This window comes from Citrobacter sp. TBCS-14, from assembly GCF_005280805.1.
Taxonomy (GTDB): domain Bacteria; phylum Pseudomonadota; class Gammaproteobacteria; order Enterobacterales; family Enterobacteriaceae; genus Citrobacter; species Citrobacter gillenii.
Genome location: NZ_SZWM01000164.1, coordinates 607,924 through 626,551, shown reverse-complemented (window position 1 = coordinate 626,551; position 18,628 = coordinate 607,924). Strand labels below are relative to the sequence as shown.

Below are 18,628 nucleotides of genomic sequence, written 5' to 3'. Positions count from 1 at the left end.
AGTATAGACAGATCGACGAAAATTTGTGTAACGTTTTGAAAATCAAACGGTTAATTAACGCCCGCCTTACATTGATTTACTAAAAGAGCTTATACGCTAGCGTATTCAACTCTAACGCGTTTCCTCCAGGTGGCGTAAGCAAGATTACTCACTTCTGAGTAGTAATTGCGTGATCTGGATCAAATTTACGCGAAGCTGACACCTTTCAGCAGGCTCTTTTAGTGTTTATCGGCAAGTGTTAACGAATTGATGGAATGAATGAGATTAACATTAGCATATTTCATACATATTAATAACACCGAGTATTGGTAGCACGTTTACAGAGATTAACGCAGATAGAAGGTGAAGAATGCTGCCAAAAAGCGTATCTTCAGCGCGGTTTTTAACATTTTTTATGACTCATTTTATCCGGCTAACGCTTCGGAGCTAACCGTGATCCAAACGCTATTTGATTTTCCTCTTTACTTTAAGTTTTTCATTGGGTTATTTGCGTTGGTCAACCCCGTCGGGATCATCCCGGTCTTTATCAGTATGACCAGCTACCAAACCGCAGCGGCGCGTAACAAAACCAATCTGACGGCAAACCTGTCGGTGGCGATTATTTTGTGGACCTCGTTGTTTCTTGGTGATGCGATCCTGCAACTCTTCGGTATCTCGATTGATTCGTTCAGAATTGCCGGCGGGATTCTGGTGGTAACCATTGCAATGTCGATGATCAGTGGGAAACTCGGGGAAGATAAACAAAACAAACAGGAAAAGTCAGAGACTGCCATACGCGAGAATGTTGGTGTTGTTCCGCTGGCATTGCCGTTGATGGCGGGGCCGGGGGCGATAAGTTCAACCATCGTCTGGGGGACTCGCTATCACAGCGCATTAAACCTGTTCGGGTTCTTTGTGGCGATTGCACTGTTTGCCTTATGCTGTTGGGGACTGTTTCGTATGGCTCCTTGGCTGGTACGCCTGTTGGGGCAAACGGGTATTAACGTTATTACGCGTATTATGGGCTTACTGCTCATGGCGTTGGGGATTGAATTCATCGTCACCGGCATCAAATCTATTTTCCCGGGCTTACTGGCCTGACGGGACTGTTTTCAGTAAACGGAGCTGGCCCTCAGCTCCGTTCTTTTCATTATCAGTAAAACGTCTCACTAAAGTTGAAAATTAGCATTGAAATTGTAAAACATGCTGATTGCCAATCCATCTGTTACGCATTGATTTATAAGATAATAATTTTTATGGCTACGTCCCTGAATAGGGGGCTTACTGTTATTTTTCTAACATTATACTCTGGGGCTTGCTGAAGGATTATCGAAATGTTATTAGTTATTTCAGTGTCTTTTTTAGAGTAATGTGCTAATTAATGACCAATTGTTAATTTTATGTAAATTATATCGGCATATTGATACCGGACAGGGTAATCAACCGCTCAATGGATTTAATTCGTTATCTATCATGATGTTACGATTATGGCCTCTCTTTTTGAGGACCATTGATGTGCGATTTTTTTTCGATAAAAGCGAATTGGTTAACAAATCTGTAAAATGTATTGGCGGTTAAGAAAGGCATTTGATACTTTCCGACCAGGTATTTTGCAGAAGATTTTACGTTGATGAGAACTGTTTTCAGTTAGTTTCTCTCAATAGAGTAACCGAGTGTTTCCGACAGGGGAGACACGTAGAAAATCGACGCAAGGCGGTCGCTCGAACCGCCAGAATAAATAAAGTCGGTGATAGCAAGCAGTAAAACAATAAATCACCTGACGGCAGAAAATCTCCGGTGCCGTACAGGGATCCGTACAGGATTAACAGTCTGGTTAAAAAACCAGCCATAATAATGAGGGAGTACAAACACAATGACTAACATCACTAAGAAAAGTTTAGTAGCGGCGGGGATTCTATCTGCGCTTATCGCAGGAAATGTTGCCACGGCGGCAGAAGTACCTGCCGGTGTTCAACTTGCTGAGAAGCAAACGCTGGTACGCAATAATGGTTCGGAAGTTCAGTCTCTCGATCCGCACAAGATCGAAGGTGTGCCAGAATCCAACATTAACCGTGACCTGTTTGAAGGTTTATTAATCAGCGACGTTGATGGCAAGCCATCACCGGGCGTGGCGGAAAAATGGGAAAATAAAGATTTTAAAGTCTGGACGTTCCATCTGCGTAAAGACGCGAAATGGTCCGATGGCTCGCCCGTGACCGCGCAAGATTTTGTGTATAGCTGGCAACGTCTGGCGAATCCAAATACCGCTTCACCATACTCCAGCTATTTACAGTATGGGCACATCGTTAATATTGACGACATTATCGCCGGTAAAAAACCGGTCACCGATCTCGGTGTAAAAGCCATTGATGACCATACTTTTGAAGTTACCCTCAGTGAACCTGTTCCGTATTTCTACAAACTGCTTGTTCACTCATCAGTTTCCCCGGTGCCTAAAGCCGTGGTGGAAAAATTTGGTGATAAATGGACCCAGCCCGCGAACATCGTTTCTAACGGCTCCTATAAATTAAAAGATTGGGTCGTCAACGAGCGCATTGTTCTTGAGCGTAATACTAACTACTGGGATAACGCCAAAACGGTGATTAACCAGGTAACTTATCTGCCAATTTCTTCTGAAGTGACTGATGTTAACCGCTACCGCAGTGGTGAAATCGACATGACCTACAACAACATGCCGATTGAGTTATTCCAGAAACTGAAAAAAGAGATCCCGAACGAAGTTCACGTTGACCCGTATCTGTGTACCTACTATTACGAAATTAATAACCAGAAGCCACCGTTCAACGATGTGCGTGTACGTACCGCCCTGAAGATGGCACTGGATCGTGACATTATCGTCAACAAAGTGAAGAACCAGGGCGACCTGCCAGCGTACAGCTTCACGCCGCCGTATACCGATGGCGCAAAACTGGTTGAGCCAGAGTGGTTCAAGTGGTCACAGGAAAAACGTAACGAAGAAGCGAAAAAACTGTTGGCTGAAGCTGGCTTTACCGCAGAAAAACCGCTGACCTTCGACCTGTTGTATAACACCTCCGATCTGCACAAGAAGCTGGCTATTGCAGCCGCCTCTATCTGGAAGAAAAATCTGGGTGCCAACGTTAAGCTGGAAAACCAGGAGTGGAAGACCTTCCTCGATACCCGTCATCAGGGTAACTATGATGTTTCTCGTGCGGGCTGGTGTGCGGATTACAACGAACCGACCTCTTTCCTTAACATGGTGCTGTCAGACAGCTCCAACAACACTGTTCACTATAAGAGCGCGGCATTTGATAAGTTGATTGCCGATACGCTGAAAGTGACTGACGAAGCGCAGCGCAGCGAGCTGTATTCGAAAGCTGAGCAGCAGTTGGATAAAGACTCTGCGATTGTACCAGTGTATTACTACGTCAATGCGCGTTTGGTGAAACCATGGGTAGGCGGATACTCCGGTAAAGACCCGATGGATAATATCCACGTTAAAGACTTGTATATTATCAAGCATTAATGGCAAGACGTGGGGCGACCATCGTTGCCCCACAGTGTCTTTTTCTTCGAACTATAAATACCTCTCTGGCCCCATAACTGGCTTAAAGAGGTATAAAGGCACACGCCAGAAGGTACGGGCAATGTTAAAATTCATATTACGTCGCTGTCTGGAAGCGATTCCGACGCTATTTATTCTTATTACGATCTCATTCTTTATGATGCGCCTTGCGCCGGGAAGTCCTTTCACCGGTGAACGTGCGTTACCGCCAGAGGTACTGGCGAATATTGAAGCGAAATACCATCTTAATGACCCTATCACCACGCAGTACTTCAGCTACCTGAAGCAACTGGCGCATGGCGATTTTGGACCTTCCTTTAAATATAAAGACTATACAGTTAACGATCTGGTTGCCTCGAGCTTCCCTGTTTCGGCGAAGCTGGGTGCAGCTGCCTTTATCCTGGCGGTACTCGTTGGCGTCAGTGCTGGCGTCATTGCTGCGTTGAAGCAAAATACGCGCTGGGATTATACGGTGATGGGGGTAGCGATGACCGGGGTGGTTATCCCAAGCTTTGTGGTGGCCCCCTTGTTAGTGATGATATTTGCAATAACGCTGAAATGGTTGCCCGGTGGTGGCTGGAACGGCGGGGCGCTGAAATTTATGATCTTGCCGATGGTGGCGTTGTCGCTGGCTTATATCGCCAGTATCGCCCGTATCACCCGTGGGTCGATGATTGAAGTGCTGCACTCCAACTTTATTCGTACCGCACGGGCGAAAGGTCTGCCAATGCGGCGGATTATTTTCCGTCACGCGTTAAAGCCCGCTTTGCTGCCGGTGTTGTCTTATATGGGCCCGGCGTTCGTCGGCATTATTACCGGTTCGATGGTGATTGAAACTATCTACGGCTTGCCGGGTATTGGTCAACTGTTCGTTAACGGCGCGCTGAACCGCGACTACTCGCTGGTATTGAGCCTGACCATTCTGGTCGGTGCACTGACAATTGTATTTAATGCGATTGTTGATGTGCTGTATGCCGTTATCGATCCGAAAATCCGTTACTGATACTGGAGCTCGCTATCTATGATGTTAAGTAAGAAAAACAGCGAGACGCTGGAGAATTTCAGTGAAAAGCTGGAAGTCGAAGGCCGCAGTTTGTGGCAGGATGCGCGTCGACGCTTTATGCATAACCGCGCGGCGGTAGCCAGTCTGGTTGTGCTGGTGATTATCGCGCTGTTTGTGACCCTTGCGCCGATGCTATCGCAATTTACCTACTTCGACACCGACTGGGGAATGATGTCCAGCGCGCCGGACAGTGAGTCCGGCCACTACTTCGGTACTGATTCTTCGGGGCGTGACCTGCTGGTACGCGTGGCGATTGGTGGACGTATTTCGCTGATGGTCGGGATTGCCGCGGCGCTGGTGGCGGTGATTGTCGGCACGTTGTACGGATCGTTGTCAGGATATCTGGGCGGCAAAATTGACTCCGTGATGATGCGCCTGCTGGAAATCCTCAACTCCTTCCCGTTCATGTTCTTCGTCATTCTGCTGGTGACCTTTTTTGGGCAAAACATCCTGCTGATCTTTGTGGCGATCGGTATGGTCTCCTGGCTGGATATGGCACGTATCGTGCGTGGCCAGACGCTGAGCCTGAAGCGCAAAGAGTTTATTGAGGCTGCGCAGGTAGGTGGGGTTTCGACCGTACGCATTGTTATCCGCCATATTGTCCCGAACGTTCTGGGCGTGGTAGTTGTGTACGCATCGCTACTGGTACCGAGCATGATCCTGTTCGAATCCTTCCTGAGCTTCCTTGGCTTAGGGACCCAGGAGCCGTTAAGCAGTTGGGGGGCGTTGTTAAGTGATGGTGCTAACTCAATGGAAGTCTCACCGTGGCTGCTGCTGTTTCCGGCAGGTTTCCTGGTGGTGACGTTGTTCTGTTTCAACTTTATTGGCGATGGCCTGCGTGATGCCCTCGACCCGAAAGACCGTTAAGGAGTGCAGCCATGAGCGTAATTGAAACCTCAACCGCGCCGCTCGCGCAACAACAGGCTAACGCACTGCTGGACGTGAAAGATCTGCGCGTGACGTTTGCCACCCCTGATGGGGATGTAACCGCGGTAAACGATCTGAATTTTTCGCTGCGAGCCGGTGAAACGCTGGGTATTGTCGGTGAATCTGGATCGGGGAAATCGCAAACGGCGTTTGCCCTGATGGGACTGTTGGCGGCCAATGGTCGAATCGGCGGTTCTGCGACGTTCAACGGACGTGAAATTCTTAATTTACCGGAACGCGAGCTGAACAAACTGCGCGCCGAACAAATTTCAATGATCTTTCAGGACCCCATGACCTCCCTGAACCCGTATATGCGGGTCGGAGAGCAGTTAATGGAAGTGCTGATGCTGCATAAAGGTATGAGTAAAGCCGAAGCGTTTGAAGAATCCGTCAGAATGCTGGATGCGGTCAAAATGCCGGAAGCGCGCAAGCGTATGAAGATGTATCCACATGAATTTTCAGGCGGGATGCGCCAGCGTGTGATGATCGCCATGGCGTTACAGTGTCGGCCAAAGTTACTGATCGCCGATGAGCCGACAACCGCGCTCGATGTTACGGTTCAGGCGCAAATTATGACGCTCCTGAATGAACTTAAGAGCGAATTCAATACCGCGATTATTATGATCACCCACGACCTCGGTGTGGTTGCCGGGATATGCGACAAGGTTCTGGTGATGTATGCCGGGCGCACCATGGAATATGGCAGCGCGCGCGATGTCTTTTATAAACCCGTTCATCCGTATTCTATTGGTTTGCTTAACGCGGTACCGCGTCTGGATGCTGAAGGGGAAGAGATGCTGACCATCCCGGGTAACCCGCCAAACCTGCTGCGTTTGCCAAAAGGATGCCCGTTCCAGCCTCGTTGTCCGCATGCGATGGAAATTTGTAGCAGTGCACCGCCGCTGGAAGAGTTTAGCCCAGGCCGCCTGCGCGCCTGCTTTAAACCGGTGGAGGAACTGGTATGACAACGGCAACTGAACAACGAAAAGTCTTGCTTGAGATAGCCGATCTGAAAGTCCATTTCGATATCAAAGACGGCAAGCAGTGGTTCTGGCAACCCTCACAAACACTGAAAGCCGTTGATGGCGTGACCCTGCGACTGTACGAAGGTGAAACGTTAGGGGTGGTGGGCGAGTCAGGCTGCGGTAAGTCTACCTTTGCCCGCGCCATTATTGGTCTGGTGAAAGCCACCGACGGCAAAGTGGCCTGGCTGGGTAAAGATTTGCTGGGCATGAAACCTGATGAGTGGCGCGCGGTGCGCAGCGATATTCAGATGATTTTCCAGGATCCGCTGGCTTCATTAAACCCGCGTATGACCATCGGTGAAATTATCGCAGAACCGCTGCGCACTTATCATCCCAGCCTGCTAGGGCAGGAAGTGCGCGATCGCGTGAAGGCAATGATGATGAAGGTCGGGCTGTTGCCAAATTTGATCAACCGCTATCCGCACGAATTTTCAGGCGGGCAGTGTCAGCGTATCGGGATTGCTCGCGCGCTGATCCTCGAGCCGAAGTTGATTATTTGCGATGAGCCGGTTTCGGCGCTGGACGTGTCGATTCAGGCGCAGGTAGTGAACCTGTTGCAACAACTGCAGCGTGAAATGGGATTATCGTTAATCTTTATTGCCCATGACCTGGCGGTGGTTAAACATATTTCCGATCGCGTGCTGGTAATGTACCTGGGGCATGCGGTGGAACTGGGCACTTACGACGAGGTGTACCATAACCCGCTGCATCCTTATACTAAAGCGCTGATGTCGGCGGTGCCGATCCCCGATCCCGATCAGGAGAGGAACAAAACCATCCAACTGTTGGAAGGCGAATTACCGTCACCGATCAATCCGCCGTCTGGTTGTGTGTTCCGTACCCGTTGTCCGATTGCCGGACCGGAATGTGCAAAAACGCGACCGGTTCTGGAAGGAAGTTTCCGCCACGCTGTTTCCTGCCTGAAAGTAGACCCGCTATAATCGTGAGGGCTGACAAAGGTCAGCCCTTCTTATAGGTGAGGTGAATGTGTCTGGCTTTGTGTCCTCTGTCCGCCGCGCTGTCTATCGTAAATTATTCGATTTAAACACGCGCTCAGGTCGTCGTTTTGAAGGTCTGTGCGCGCTGTTTGCGTTGCTTAGCGTCATTGTCATCTTCGTCGAGTCGGGCGTCGGGACGCAATATCATTTAACGTATGATGAATGGCGTTCTTTTGTCTGGCTGGAGATCTTTATTACTCTGGTCTTCACCGCCGAATACTTGCTGCGATTAAGCTGTTGGGCCAATCCGGCAAAATATGTGTTTAGTTTTTGGGGTATTATCGATTTGGCCACCATTTTGCCGCTGTATGTGATGTGGTTATGGCCAGAAATGAGTCTGAACTATGTGTTTGCCTGGCGAGCGATGCGGGCGATTCGTGTACTGCGGATCCTCAAGTTGCTGCGCTTTATGCCTTCGTTGATGGTGTTTTGGGGCGCCATAAAAAGCGCACGTCACCAGTTGATTCTGTTCTATTCGTTTATCGCCATTTTAATGATTATTTTCGGCGCGTTGATGTATCTCATTGAAGGGCCGAAGTATGGATTTGATACGCTGAATGCGTCGGTGTACTGGGCCATTGTGACGGTAACGACGGTTGGGTATGGGGATATCGCGCCGCACACGCCGTTAGGGCGAATGGTGGCGTCAGTGCTTATCCTGATCGGTTATTCAGTAATTGCAATACCCACGGGCTTGATTACTACGCACATGAGCAGCGCGTTTCAGCATCGGCAGAATCAGCGTCAATGCCCTCAGTGTCAGCAGCATCAGCACGAGCACAGCGCGCAATTCTGTAACCGATGTGGAACTAAGCTTCCGAATTAAATAAAAAAAGCTGCCTTGGCAGCTTTTCTTTTGACTCATTCGCGCCAGAGAATATGGCAGAGCTTGTGATCTTTTTCACGGCATAACAAAACGCGTGCGAAAATATCGTTAATCTCGCCATCTTCTGAGTCGGCCAGACCAATCACCACTTCGGCAAAAAAGTCAGGATTCAGGTCAAAATCGACGTGCTCCTGCCAGTCTTCTGCCGGGTCAAATAACTCTGCGCCGCCGCGTTCTTCAAACTGTAAATTGAACAGAAGAACGTCAGCGGGGTCGAGATTGTCTGTCGCCAGTTCGAGAAAAATGTCATAAGCCTGCTCAAGCGTTTCGTCTTCAGTCAGGCGATTGTTCAAATCCATATCCATAATGACTACCTGTTTACCGTCTCTTGGGCACGTTTTACAGCAACGGACTAAAGAAGTAAAACAGTCGCTCGGTGATCCGTTGCCAGAGTGGCCTTTTTAGCCACAAACGCGCATCAAGCAGGCGCGAACGGGAGATGTAATCGTCCTGTACTGCCGCGAGATCGGCACCAAATCCGGCATCGTCAATCACCAGCGTGATCTCAAAATTCAGCCACAAGCTGCGCATATCCAGGTTTACGGTACCCACCAGACTCAGCTCGCCATCGACCAGCACGCTCTTGGTGTGCAAAAGACCCCCTTCAAACTGGTAAATTTTCACGCCAGCCGCCAGCAGCTCGGTGAAAAAGGCCCTACTTGCCCAGCCAACCAGCATAGAGTCATTTTTGCGGGGAAGAATAATGCTCACATCCACCCCACGCTGCGCCGCCGTACAGATGGCATGCAGCAGATCGTCGCTGGGGACGAAGTAGGGCGTGGTCATGATTAAATATTCACGCGCAGAGTATGCCGCGGTCAGTAACGCCTGATGGATCAAATCCTCAGGAAAACCCGGGCCGGAGGCTATGGTATGAATGGTGTGCCCACTTGCCTGCTCAAATGGCATGATATTGGCATCCGGTGGCGGCGGTAAAATGCGCTTACCGGTCTCAATCTCCCAGTCACAGGAATAGACAATCCCCATCGCGGTGGCGACCGGACCTTCCATTCTTGCCATCAGATCAACCCATTGCCCGACGCCGGCATCCTGTTTAAAGAAACGCGGGTCAACCATGTTCATACTGCCGGTGTAAGCAATATAATTGTCGATCATTATCATCTTACGGTGCTGGCGCAGGTCCATGCGGCGTAAGAAGACACGCATCAAGTTAACCTTCAGTGCCTCGACGACTTCAATACCTGCATTACGCATCATCGCGGCCCACGGGCTGCGGAAGAACGCCACGCTGCCTGCGGAGTCCAGCATCAAGCGACAGTGAATACCGCGTCGTGCCGCGGCCATTAATGATTCTGCGACCTGATCGGCCATGCCGCCGGGTTGCCAGATATAAAACACCATCTCAATGTTATGCCGCGCCAGTTGAATGTCGCGGATCAACGCCTGCATCACGTCATCGGAACTGGTGAGCAACTGAAGCTGGTTTCCTTTAACGCCGCCGATACCCTGGCGACGTTCGCACAGCTTAAATAGAGACGAGGCGACGCTGCTGTTCTCCTGAGCAAAAATATGGTTACAGGCTTTTAGGTCGTTGAGCCACTTGGCCGTTGAAGGCCACATCGCTCTGGCGCGCTCGGCGCGACGTTTGCCCAAATGAAGTTCACCAAAAGACAGATAAGCAATGATCCCGACCAATGGCAGAATATAGATGATCAAAAGCCAGGCCATTGCAGAGGGCACTGCGCGTCGCTTCATCAGAATGCGTAATGTTACGCCAGCGATGAGTACCCAGTATCCCAGAATGACCAGCCAACTCACCACGGTGTAGAAGGTTGTCATAAATTTAAAAATCCTTTTGAAAGCGTATTGTTAAGAGTTTACGCATCAGGATTCATCTGGCAAATAAAAACACGGGAAAACTGCTGGTCTGCATTCGGTCAGGCGGTATAATGTCCGCTCTGTGACGGTAAGAGTGGTTAACATGAAGCGTAGTAGAACGGAAGTGGGGCGCTGGCGGATGCAGCGTCAGGCCAGTCGCCGTAAAGCGCGTTGGCTTGAAGGACAATCGCGCCGCAATATGCGCATCCATACCATCAGAAAGTGCATTCTCAACCATCAACGTAACTCGTTGTTGTTTGCAATCCACAGCGTCTGATCAAAATGGGCATCGCTGGCGGTGCCCAATGACCACAGCACAACCCGCCGCCATCTTTTATCCTCCCGCTTAATATTCTGCGCTATTCAATCAGCCCCCTTATTTATTGATTGCTCGTGTCGGATATGTTTGTAACAATGCGCCGGCAATAACTAATTATATAAATTTCACCAATATTTTTGTACGGTAATTGAAAAGCGGAGTTTAGATGAAATATTTAATGGCGCTCATGCTGAGTGTGACGTTGTCTGGTTGCACGGCAAGCGACTGGATTGATGCTGCCGGTGGCATCATGCAGGCAACAGATAAAAATCAAAAAGACGCCAGGACTAAGCGAATCAATGCGGCCAATAAAGCTGCTGGATATTAAAGACTCAGTGAGTTAATGCCACTTCTGATGGCGTAATGCAGAAGTGGCATTGGGTTTCTCAGATGGATGCGGTGATGTATCTTGTTGTTTTAAAAGTAATAAATTAGTGAGTTGAAATTTTATTGAGCTTGATGTATCGCTTTTCAGAAGTGAAATACATAATAAATTGATAATGATAAATAGCAATTTAATAGGAAGTCGACAGCATTCCTCTACCTTATTCTACGTCTGTAGAAAAGACCGTCATTATTCATGAAACGATTCGCCGCATAACATTTTGCCAAATGCTTTAGCTTCTAACCACTAAGTGTTATATGCCATGGTGAGTATTGAAATAGCAATAATACAGGTGCATTGAATATTATCTATTCAGATGCACCCTTGTGAATATTATAAGCGGGTAGATAATCACTCTGCTTATTAATGTTAGTCTGACGTTGTTGCTTAAAATACTTTTTTATACGGTTTTACTGAAACTTGCGCATAAACGCCTGCCGCTACATACGGATCAGCTTCAGCCCATGCTTGTGCAGCTTCGAGTGATTCAAATTCGGCAATGACGGTTGATCCGGTAAATCCGGCCGCACCCGGGTCGTTGCTATCCACGGCGGGCATAGGACCTGCGGTCAACAGGCGACCTTCGTCATGGAGAAGTTGCAGACGTGCCAGATGTGCCGGGCGCACGGAAAGGCGTTTTTCGAGAGAATCAGCGATATCTTGAGCATAAATAACGTACAGCACGGGAAGAGCTCCTTGATCGGTAAAAGTCGTTAATTACGTTATTGGAAAGGCCTAACAACTGCAACGGAAAGATAACGGATTTGTTAAGCCCCTACTTTAGAAGTGGGTTATTATCATAAAATCGCGTTTTAAATGCCGCTTACCGCCATGGGCTTATTGAATATGATTGCTATTTGCATTTAAAATCAGGGCCTGGTTTTTTAACTGAAACGATTATGACTTCAATGACCCTTGATTTACCTCGTCGCTTTCCCTGGCCGACGTTACTTTCTGTCGGCGTTCATGGTGCTGTAGTGGCAGGACTGCTGTATACCTCGGTACATCAGGTTATTGAACTGCCTGCGCCCGCGCAGCCGATTTCTATCACGATGGTCGCGCCAGCTGACCTCGAACCGCCGCAGGTTGTTCAGCCGCCTCCGGAGCCCGTCGTCGAGCCAGAACCGGAACCCGAACCGATTCCTGAGCCGCCAAAGGAGGCACCGGTCGTTATTGAGAAACCGAAGCCAAAGCCAAAACCGAAGCCAAAACCGGTGAAAAAGGTGCAAGAACAGCCGAAACGTGACGTTAAACCGGTTGAATCACGCCCGGCTGCGCCAGTTGAAAACACCGCGCCTGCGCGCCCGACCACCAGTACCGCCCCGGCCACCAGCAAGCCGACCGTCAGTGCGCCTGCTGGCCCGCGTGCGCTGAGTCGTAATCAGCCACAGTATCCGGCACGTGCGCAGGCGCTGCGTATTGAAGGTCGTGTAAAAGTGAGATTTGACGTGACGTCAGATGGCCGGGTTGAGAACGTGGAGGTGCTTTCCGCGCAGCCCGCCAATATGTTTGAGCGTGAAGTGAAGAATGCCATGCGCAAATGGCGCTACGAGGCGGGAAAACCCGGCTCCGGACTGGTGGTGAATATTGTTTTCCGTCTGAACGGTACTGCGCAGATCGAGTAAGAAGTTGGCCGGATGAGGCGCTACGCCATCATCCGGCAATTAGCATAATGCTTGTCTGATTTCGACGTTAACGTGTCGTATCAGGCAGAGGCGGGGATCGGACGGGGTTTCCCATCTTTATCCACGGCCACGTAGATAAACAACGCTTCGGTGGCTTTGTAGCGTTGCCCAATTGGCTCAGATGCCACTTTCTTAACCCAGACTTCAATATTAATGCTGATGGATGTGTTACCGCGCTTCACACAGCGCGCATAGCAACAGACCACATCACCGACGGCAACCGGGCGTAAAAAACTCATTCCTTCCACTCGCACCGTGACCACACGACCGTGCGCGATTTCCTTGGCCTGAATAGCGCCACCGATATCCATTTGCGACATCAGCCAACCGCCAAAAATATCGCCGTTAGCATTGGTATCGGCTGGCATGGCCAGAGTACGTAAAACCAGCTCACCTTGAGGGGTGTTATTCGTTGTTGTCATTGTAGAACCGACTGTAGAGAAAGATTACAGGCGCGATGCTACTAGAATTTGTGGGCTGAGAACAGAGGGGAGGCGGTGTGCAACGCGGTGTTAAAGTGAGAGAAAGGTATGGTGGGTTAAAAATCCGCCAGATCCGCAGATCTGGCGAATGCACATTATGACTTATCTTCCTGCGGCAGATGACGGTAAATATATACCCCGCTCAGCAGCGTGAAGACCAACGTCAGGGCGGTTAAGCCAAACACTTTGAAGTTAACCCAGATATTTTGCGGCAGCCAAAACGCGATGTAGATATTCGCCAGACCGCACAGGATGAAAAAGACGGCCCAGGCCAGGTTCAGTTTCGACCATACCGGCTGCGGCAGCGTCAGTTCTTTACCTAACATGCGCTGAATCAGCGGTTTTTTCATCACCCACTGGCTGACCAGTAAGGCACCCGCAAACAGCCCATATATCACCGTTACCTTCCACTTAATGAATTCATCGTTGTGGAAGAAAACGGTCAGGCCGCCAAAAACAGCCACCAGAATAAAGGTGATCAACGCCATCTTCTCGACCTTGCGATAGCGAACCCAGCTGTAAATCAACACAATGGCCGTCGCGACAATCAGTGCCGAGGTCGCCGCATAGATGTCATAAAGCTTATAAAAAGCGAAAAAGACCACCAGCGGTAAAAAATCAAGAAACTGCTTCATTCTTCGATTCCGTAATCAAAAAGCATCGACCAAGAGGCCGGGATGCGTTCAGGGTTTATTGGCGAATCAGCATATACAGGCGGAACAAATAGATCAGCAAAACGGCAGAAATCATATTGCTCAGCGTATTCGCCACTACCGCGCCAACATTCGGCGTTAATACAGCAAAAGTGGGGGCGAGCAGCAACAGTGACGTTTTTGCCAGCAGCCAACCGATCACAGCGGGCGCAACCAGTCGCATATTAGACCACGCCAAACGCATACTGTTGCGCATGGCTGCAAAGACACCCATCTTATCCTGAACCATCATCACTGGCGCAAGCGACAGCAGAATGGCCAGCACAATACCGGGTACAACGACCAGCATAATCCCGATTTGCACCAGCAGGGTAGTCAGAAAAATCAGAATAAACAGCTTAGGCAATACCGGTGCACTGGCGCCAATGGCCCGCAGCGCGCTGACTCGATGGCCTGCTGAAATTAACTGGATCATCAGAATAATACCACCCGCGAGGATGGCATTGCCGATAAGTCCAGAAAATGTCGATGCCGCTGACGCACGTAGCAGGATTTGCTGCTGTTCCGGTGTCATGTTCTGCACCAGGTCGAACAGTCCCACGCTGTTGGTTATCTGATCCCCTTCACTGAGTTGCGCAATCTGCGCGTCGCTGGGGGAAAAAGCATGCCCGAACACCACCGTGATAAACGCGCACAACAGCGATACCAGCAAGATGGTAATGAATTGATTACGGAAAAAGTTTCCCGTGTCACGGTAAACGGACTTCGCCGTGATTGACATGCACTCTCCTTGAGTTTTGCAGGTGTTCATTTGCGGGCAATTGTACCCTGGATAACTCAACAGTGGCAGCATCGCGAGGTGTATGGAAAAGCATATCTTTGTAAAGCGGCGGTAATTTTTGGCTATGACTTCAGCATTATGCAACAACGCTGTTTGTTCTCTGTACACCATGGCTCATTACGTCCGTATACCATTGAAGGGAAAAATGCTCACAGGGTGGAAATATATCAAAATTGATCTGAATTAAGTTAACCAGGATTTTGAATGCAAGTTCTAACTTAATCTGGATCAATAAATGTTAAATTACAGGCGTCAATGTGATCTGTGTTAGATCATTTATTACTCCATTGTAGGTATATTCGTTCCGCTTTTATAACCATAACGATGGAGCGGACATGAAAAAATTAACAGTGGCAGCATTGGCATTAACAACTCTACTTTCCGGGAACGCATTTGCGCATGAAGCGGGAGAGTTCTTTATTCGCGCAGGTTCTGCAACCGTAAGACCGACGGAAGGTGCGGGTGGTACGCTGGGAAGTTTGGGCGGTTTTGACGTCAGCAATAACACGCAACTGGGGCTGACATTCACCTATATGGCGACCGACAATATTGGTGTCGAATTACTGGCCGCAACGCCGTTTCGTCATAAAATCGGCACCTCAACCACCGGGGATATCGCGACCGTTCATCATTTACCGCCAACGCTAATGGCGCAGTGGTACTTTGGCGACTCCAGCAGCAAGTTGCGTCCTTACGTTGGCGTCGGCGTTAACTACACCACGTTCTTCGACGAAGGATTTAACGATAACGGCAAAGAAACCGGATTATCTGACCTGAGCCTGAAAGACTCCTGGGGTGCGGCGGGACAGGTGGGGATGGACTACCTGATCAACCGTGACTGGTTGATTAACATGTCAGTCTGGTACATGGATATCGACACCACCGCGAGCTACAAACTGGCTGGCGCACAGCAGCACGATAACGTACGCCTCGATCCGTGGGTGTTTATGTTCTCTGCGGGTTATCGTTTTTAAGCTCTTCTGGAAAACGGGTCATCACATGACCCGTTTTCCATTCTGTACATCCAGGGCAATCCAGACGTACAGAATAGGGTTGCTCAAGTATTAAAAGAGAACGCGGACGCCTGCTTTAATATTGAGTGGTGCCTCGATGTTTGAACCTTTGGAGTAGCCGACTTCAGAAAATAGAGAGGCATTCTTCCCGATTTTTGCATCAAGGCCTAAGCTATAATTACCGACAGTACCTGAATTGTCATTTCTAATCTTCACACTTTTATTGATATTTACTGAGTTATCATCAATAAATTCATTTTCAATTGAAATTTTGAAATATGGCGTGATTTTAGCGCTCTGGCCAACATTTAAGTTGGTTCCTAATTTAGCACCAATTTCTCCTTTGAAAGATCTGTCATTGCCCAGATCAACCTTCATGCCATTGCTTAGTGAAACGTCTTCACTCCTGGCAATAAAGTATTCTGCTCGAGTGTAGGGAACAAAAAACGTTTTATCAAACCATGTGTACTTACCTACTTCCAAAGCAGAACCAAAACCTGTTTGCTTAAATTCAGTGGTTGCAACATCGACGGAGTCAACGATGACTTTGGAATTAGTGTCAAATCGGTTGCCTTTAATTAACCCATCAATGTAAAGCCCGTTTTTATGGATATATGACGCATATAAACCAATTGAATAGCTGTCAACATCAGAATGCGTCCCTGATTTTTCTTTAATTTTGTTTTGGGTGATACCCGCAGACACACCAAAACTTATATCGCCAGTTTCTGTCGGGAGAGTTTTCCCTATGCCGTACTCAAAACCATTTTGTTTGAGTTTATATGGGTCGTTCACACCATTATCAACGCGATAATCTGAACTAATGAATCTTCCCCATACATGATTTCCTTCAATATCGGTCAGGCTATTATTCAATCTGTCTGATATAGTATGAAACTCATTTGTGAAGATTGAAGAAGCATAGGATGCCATTGACAATGCAGCTTTTGCTGAAGATGAAAGTTGATCACTATGCTGTTTCAAATACCAATCATCATTATTTTTTTCTAAAGTATATACATATGAACCCAGTTCAACTTTATCACCATTTAATTTAAAAGCATCATTTGTACTATTACCAGCATGAATCAAGTGATATCCATCGCTGCTTTCTTTACCACTACCTTTAATATTAACTGTATTGTTGGTTCCGGAAAATTCAGACACATCAAGGAAATCACCACTCATACCTTCAACTTTCATAAAAAATGAAGAGTTGCTGGAATCTAATTTATCAACGCTAAGAGTTTTAAATTCCTTTAAATCAGTTGATAAGTCATTATCAAAAGAAGAACGAAAATGAACAGAGGAATCATTTAGATTCATGTTTCTATTCTTTATGCTGTTGATAACATAGAGATTACTCTGACCTGATAGTGAAATGTCAGCATCGGAACCTTCGGCCATATAAATTTCAGCGCCGTTTTTTAGCGTCGCGTATCCAGCTAAAACACCAGCTTCATGGATGAAGCCTACACCACCGTCGAAACTTACATTTTCACCAGTAGCGTTTGGATCTATGTCGTACTGCCCTCCTATAACAGTAGTATCTTTTGCATAACCGCCAGTATTAATATCCTGACGGCCTCCTGTATTCACAGTGACGTTAGAGGCACTACCATTAACACCAATGTTTTGATAACCACCCTTATTAATGGTATCTCCAGATGTAGTACCTCCCTCTGTTATCACTTGTTTTCCACTATTTATAGTGGAATTAGTAGCTGTGCCACCACGTACAAATACAGCGCCTCCATTTATAATGGTCTTGTTAGACATGCCATTTTTATATACGTATTGTGCACCGTCACTGTTAACTGTTGTATTTTCTGATTTTCCGCCGGCATTAATAAATTGCCTGCCCTTGCTTTCTACGCTAGTGCTGACTGCCGTTGCATTATTATTGACGAGTTGAATTCCGGACATTGCAATGTACGCATTCTCAGAAATAGCGTCAGATTCAAGTTTTTGAATTCCTGATAATATCTTGAAATTATCAATCAAAGCACCAGTTACCGTGCTTTTTCCGCCGTTAAGTACAATGTTAGAAGCACTTCCGCCAGTATGAATATACTGATGACCTCCAGTGATGATAGTGCTATCCAATATTTTTCCATAAACATCTTGTTGTTTATTAATCACTTCATTTTTTACTTCAGTGCCTTGATTTACTTTTACAGTAAAATCTGCAGAGAAACCTGCACCCGGTAAAACTGACAGGATTAATGTGCTGATCACTTTCTTTTTAAACATACATAACACTCGCAATAAAAAATAAATAATTATCAGTTAAGGTTGCCGCAAACATAAATAGTAGATTGCCGCTCAACGAACGATAAATAGATACAGTTTATTAAACTTGAAAAAACAATGACGCTACAATTATTAAGATTAGTAATTCCAGCAGGAAAAACTAATCTAAGGCCATTGTTTTATATATTGTAAAAATGCGTAACTTTCAGGGCAACTCGAATTTTTCTGGTGTTCATGTAGGTGTTTTCTGATGTTGTTGCTGTGAAATTATTAGGTATCTATATTCTGTGTAAGTTATCGCTTCTAACGCTGAGATTCAAATGTGAAAAGACGGGGCGAGCGTTGTCCCGTCTTTTTGGCCCTGTTTTTCCCCTCCCGCCTTTTCACCCTTCGATCAAATGCTACTCTTTAAGCAAACCTGCTTTGAGGGCATTGACGATGGAATTGTCCCGCCAACAGCTGCAACAAAAAATTTCACTTCTGGAATCATCACCCAACGATGACATAGCAGAATTCGCCCTGTATGCTGCGCGCGCACTGCTGGGGTATATGACTCGGGTGGAGAGCCTTGAACACGCTCTGGCCGTACCGATCAAATTACCTTATTGCAGTGCCAGCCCGGTTTGCGAAATTGAAGCGGGTTATGCCGCCGGCGTCAGCGACTGCCGTGAGGCCATTCGCCGGGCGGGCTATCTGCTCGATGGTGAAGACTAGTTTGCGCATTTGTTAATAAAGA

19 protein-coding genes and 1 pseudogene are annotated in these 18,628 nt (G+C 47.7%); 12 read left to right on the top strand and 8 right to left on the bottom strand.

The features are described from left to right. The first annotated feature begins 432 nt into the window (after nucleotides 1-432). The 7 genes from FDX22_RS06695 (at nucleotide 433) to FDX22_RS06665 (ending at nucleotide 8,362) form a co-directional block, all read left to right on the top strand. Nucleotides 433-1,080, top strand: a complete 648-nt coding sequence (locus tag FDX22_RS06695) for a YchE family NAAT transporter (protein ID WP_137361811.1) — start codon at nucleotides 433-435, stop codon at nucleotides 1,078-1,080. A 772-nt stretch (nucleotides 1,081-1,852) separates the two neighbouring features. Beyond that, nucleotides 1,853-3,484, top strand: a complete 1,632-nt coding sequence (oppA, locus tag FDX22_RS06690; RefSeq protein WP_115258306.1) for an oligopeptide ABC transporter substrate-binding protein OppA — start codon at nucleotides 1,853-1,855, stop codon at nucleotides 3,482-3,484. A gap of 121 nt (nucleotides 3,485-3,605) precedes the next feature. Further along, on the top strand, nucleotides 3,606-4,526 hold the full coding sequence (gene oppB, locus FDX22_RS06685; protein ID WP_096756798.1) for an oligopeptide ABC transporter permease OppB: 921 nt from the start codon (nucleotides 3,606-3,608) through the stop codon (nucleotides 4,524-4,526). An 18-nt stretch (nucleotides 4,527-4,544) separates the two neighbouring features. Further along, on the top strand, nucleotides 4,545-5,453 hold the full coding sequence (gene oppC, locus FDX22_RS06680; protein WP_096756799.1) for an oligopeptide ABC transporter permease OppC: 909 nt from the start codon (nucleotides 4,545-4,547) through the stop codon (nucleotides 5,451-5,453). 11 nt (nucleotides 5,454-5,464) lie between these two features. Then, a complete protein-coding gene (oppD, locus tag FDX22_RS06675; protein ID WP_096756800.1) occupies nucleotides 5,465-6,478 on the top strand; it encodes a murein tripeptide/oligopeptide ABC transporter ATP-binding protein OppD in 1,014 nt (337 codons plus the stop codon). Next, on the top strand, nucleotides 6,475-7,479 hold the full coding sequence (oppF, locus tag FDX22_RS06670; protein WP_146716902.1) for a murein tripeptide/oligopeptide ABC transporter ATP-binding protein OppF: 1,005 nt from the start codon (nucleotides 6,475-6,477) through the stop codon (nucleotides 7,477-7,479). The genes oppD and oppF overlap by 4 nt, the downstream gene beginning before the upstream one ends. 46 nt (nucleotides 7,480-7,525) lie before the next feature. Continuing rightward, a complete protein-coding gene (locus tag FDX22_RS06665; protein WP_115258307.1) occupies nucleotides 7,526-8,362 on the top strand; it encodes an ion transporter in 837 nt (278 codons plus the stop codon). Between the two features lie 35 nt (nucleotides 8,363-8,397). On the opposite strand, the gene FDX22_RS06660 is transcribed toward FDX22_RS06665, so the two are convergent. Both FDX22_RS06660 and cls read right to left on the bottom strand, forming a co-directional pair. After that, on the bottom strand, nucleotides 8,398-8,727 hold the full coding sequence (locus FDX22_RS06660) for an HI1450 family dsDNA-mimic protein (protein ID WP_096756803.1): 330 nt from the start codon (nucleotides 8,725-8,727) through the stop codon (nucleotides 8,398-8,400). A gap of 34 nt (nucleotides 8,728-8,761) precedes the next feature. Continuing rightward, nucleotides 8,762-10,222 carry a cardiolipin synthase gene (gene cls / locus FDX22_RS06655; protein ID WP_096756804.1) on the bottom strand — a complete coding sequence of 487 codons (1,461 nt, stop codon included), beginning with the start codon at nucleotides 10,220-10,222 and terminating at the stop codon, nucleotides 8,762-8,764. A gap of 142 nt (nucleotides 10,223-10,364) precedes the next feature. Between cls and FDX22_RS06650 the strand changes: the two genes are divergently transcribed. Both FDX22_RS06650 and FDX22_RS29995 read left to right on the top strand, forming a co-directional pair. Then, nucleotides 10,365-10,538 carry a YciY family protein gene (locus FDX22_RS06650; protein WP_096756805.1) on the top strand — a complete coding sequence of 58 codons (174 nt, stop codon included), beginning with the start codon at nucleotides 10,365-10,367 and terminating at the stop codon, nucleotides 10,536-10,538. A gap of 208 nt (nucleotides 10,539-10,746) precedes the next feature. Beyond that, entirely contained in the window at nucleotides 10,747-10,908 is a 162-nt protein-coding gene (locus tag FDX22_RS29995) for a hypothetical protein (RefSeq protein WP_164496617.1), read from the top strand. A gap of 444 nt (nucleotides 10,909-11,352) precedes the next feature. Here the strand turns inward: FDX22_RS29995 and FDX22_RS06645 are convergent, their stop codons facing one another. Continuing rightward, nucleotides 11,353-11,649 (bottom strand): YciI family protein, encoded by a 297-nt coding sequence (locus FDX22_RS06645; RefSeq protein ID WP_003020675.1) that lies wholly within the window; start codon nucleotides 11,647-11,649, stop codon nucleotides 11,353-11,355. 215 nt (nucleotides 11,650-11,864) lie between these two features. On the opposite strand from FDX22_RS06645, the gene tonB reads away from it, so the two are divergent. Then, entirely contained in the window at nucleotides 11,865-12,590 is a 726-nt protein-coding gene (gene tonB / locus FDX22_RS06640) for a TonB system transport protein TonB (protein WP_210424343.1), read from the top strand. Between the two features lie 80 nt (nucleotides 12,591-12,670). On the opposite strand, the gene yciA is transcribed toward tonB, so the two are convergent. The 4 genes and pseudogenes from yciA to FDX22_RS30880 all read right to left on the bottom strand — a co-directional run. After that, nucleotides 12,671-13,072, bottom strand: a complete 402-nt coding sequence (yciA, locus tag FDX22_RS06635) for an acyl-CoA thioester hydrolase YciA (RefSeq protein WP_115258308.1) — start codon at nucleotides 13,070-13,072, stop codon at nucleotides 12,671-12,673. A gap of 155 nt (nucleotides 13,073-13,227) precedes the next feature. After that, nucleotides 13,228-13,767: a septation protein A gene (locus FDX22_RS06630; protein WP_115258309.1), complete on the bottom strand. Its 540-nt coding sequence runs from the start codon at nucleotides 13,765-13,767 to the stop codon at nucleotides 13,228-13,230. A 55-nt stretch (nucleotides 13,768-13,822) separates the two neighbouring features. Continuing rightward, nucleotides 13,823-14,566: a YciC family protein gene (locus FDX22_RS06625; RefSeq protein ID WP_096756808.1), complete on the bottom strand. Its 744-nt coding sequence runs from the start codon at nucleotides 14,564-14,566 to the stop codon at nucleotides 13,823-13,825. Nucleotides 14,567-14,594: 28 nt separating this feature from the next. After that, nucleotides 14,595-14,681: pseudogene (locus FDX22_RS30880) on the bottom strand (YkgJ family cysteine cluster protein); the annotation flags it as partial. 280 nt (nucleotides 14,682-14,961) lie between these two features. On the opposite strand from FDX22_RS30880, the gene ompW reads away from it, so the two are divergent. Then, nucleotides 14,962-15,600: an outer membrane protein OmpW gene (gene ompW, locus FDX22_RS06620; protein ID WP_096756809.1), complete on the top strand. Its 639-nt coding sequence runs from the start codon at nucleotides 14,962-14,964 to the stop codon at nucleotides 15,598-15,600. A 90-nt stretch (nucleotides 15,601-15,690) separates the two neighbouring features. Here the strand turns inward: ompW and FDX22_RS06615 are convergent, their stop codons facing one another. Beyond that, nucleotides 15,691-17,892 (bottom strand): autotransporter outer membrane beta-barrel domain-containing protein, encoded by a 2,202-nt coding sequence (locus FDX22_RS06615; RefSeq protein WP_146716901.1) that lies wholly within the window; start codon nucleotides 17,890-17,892, stop codon nucleotides 15,691-15,693. 438 nt (nucleotides 17,893-18,330) lie between these two features. Between FDX22_RS06615 and FDX22_RS06610 the strand changes: the two genes are divergently transcribed. Next, entirely contained in the window at nucleotides 18,331-18,606 is a 276-nt protein-coding gene (locus tag FDX22_RS06610) for a hypothetical protein (RefSeq protein WP_117342898.1), read from the top strand. Nucleotides 18,607-18,628: the final 22 nt, after the last annotated feature.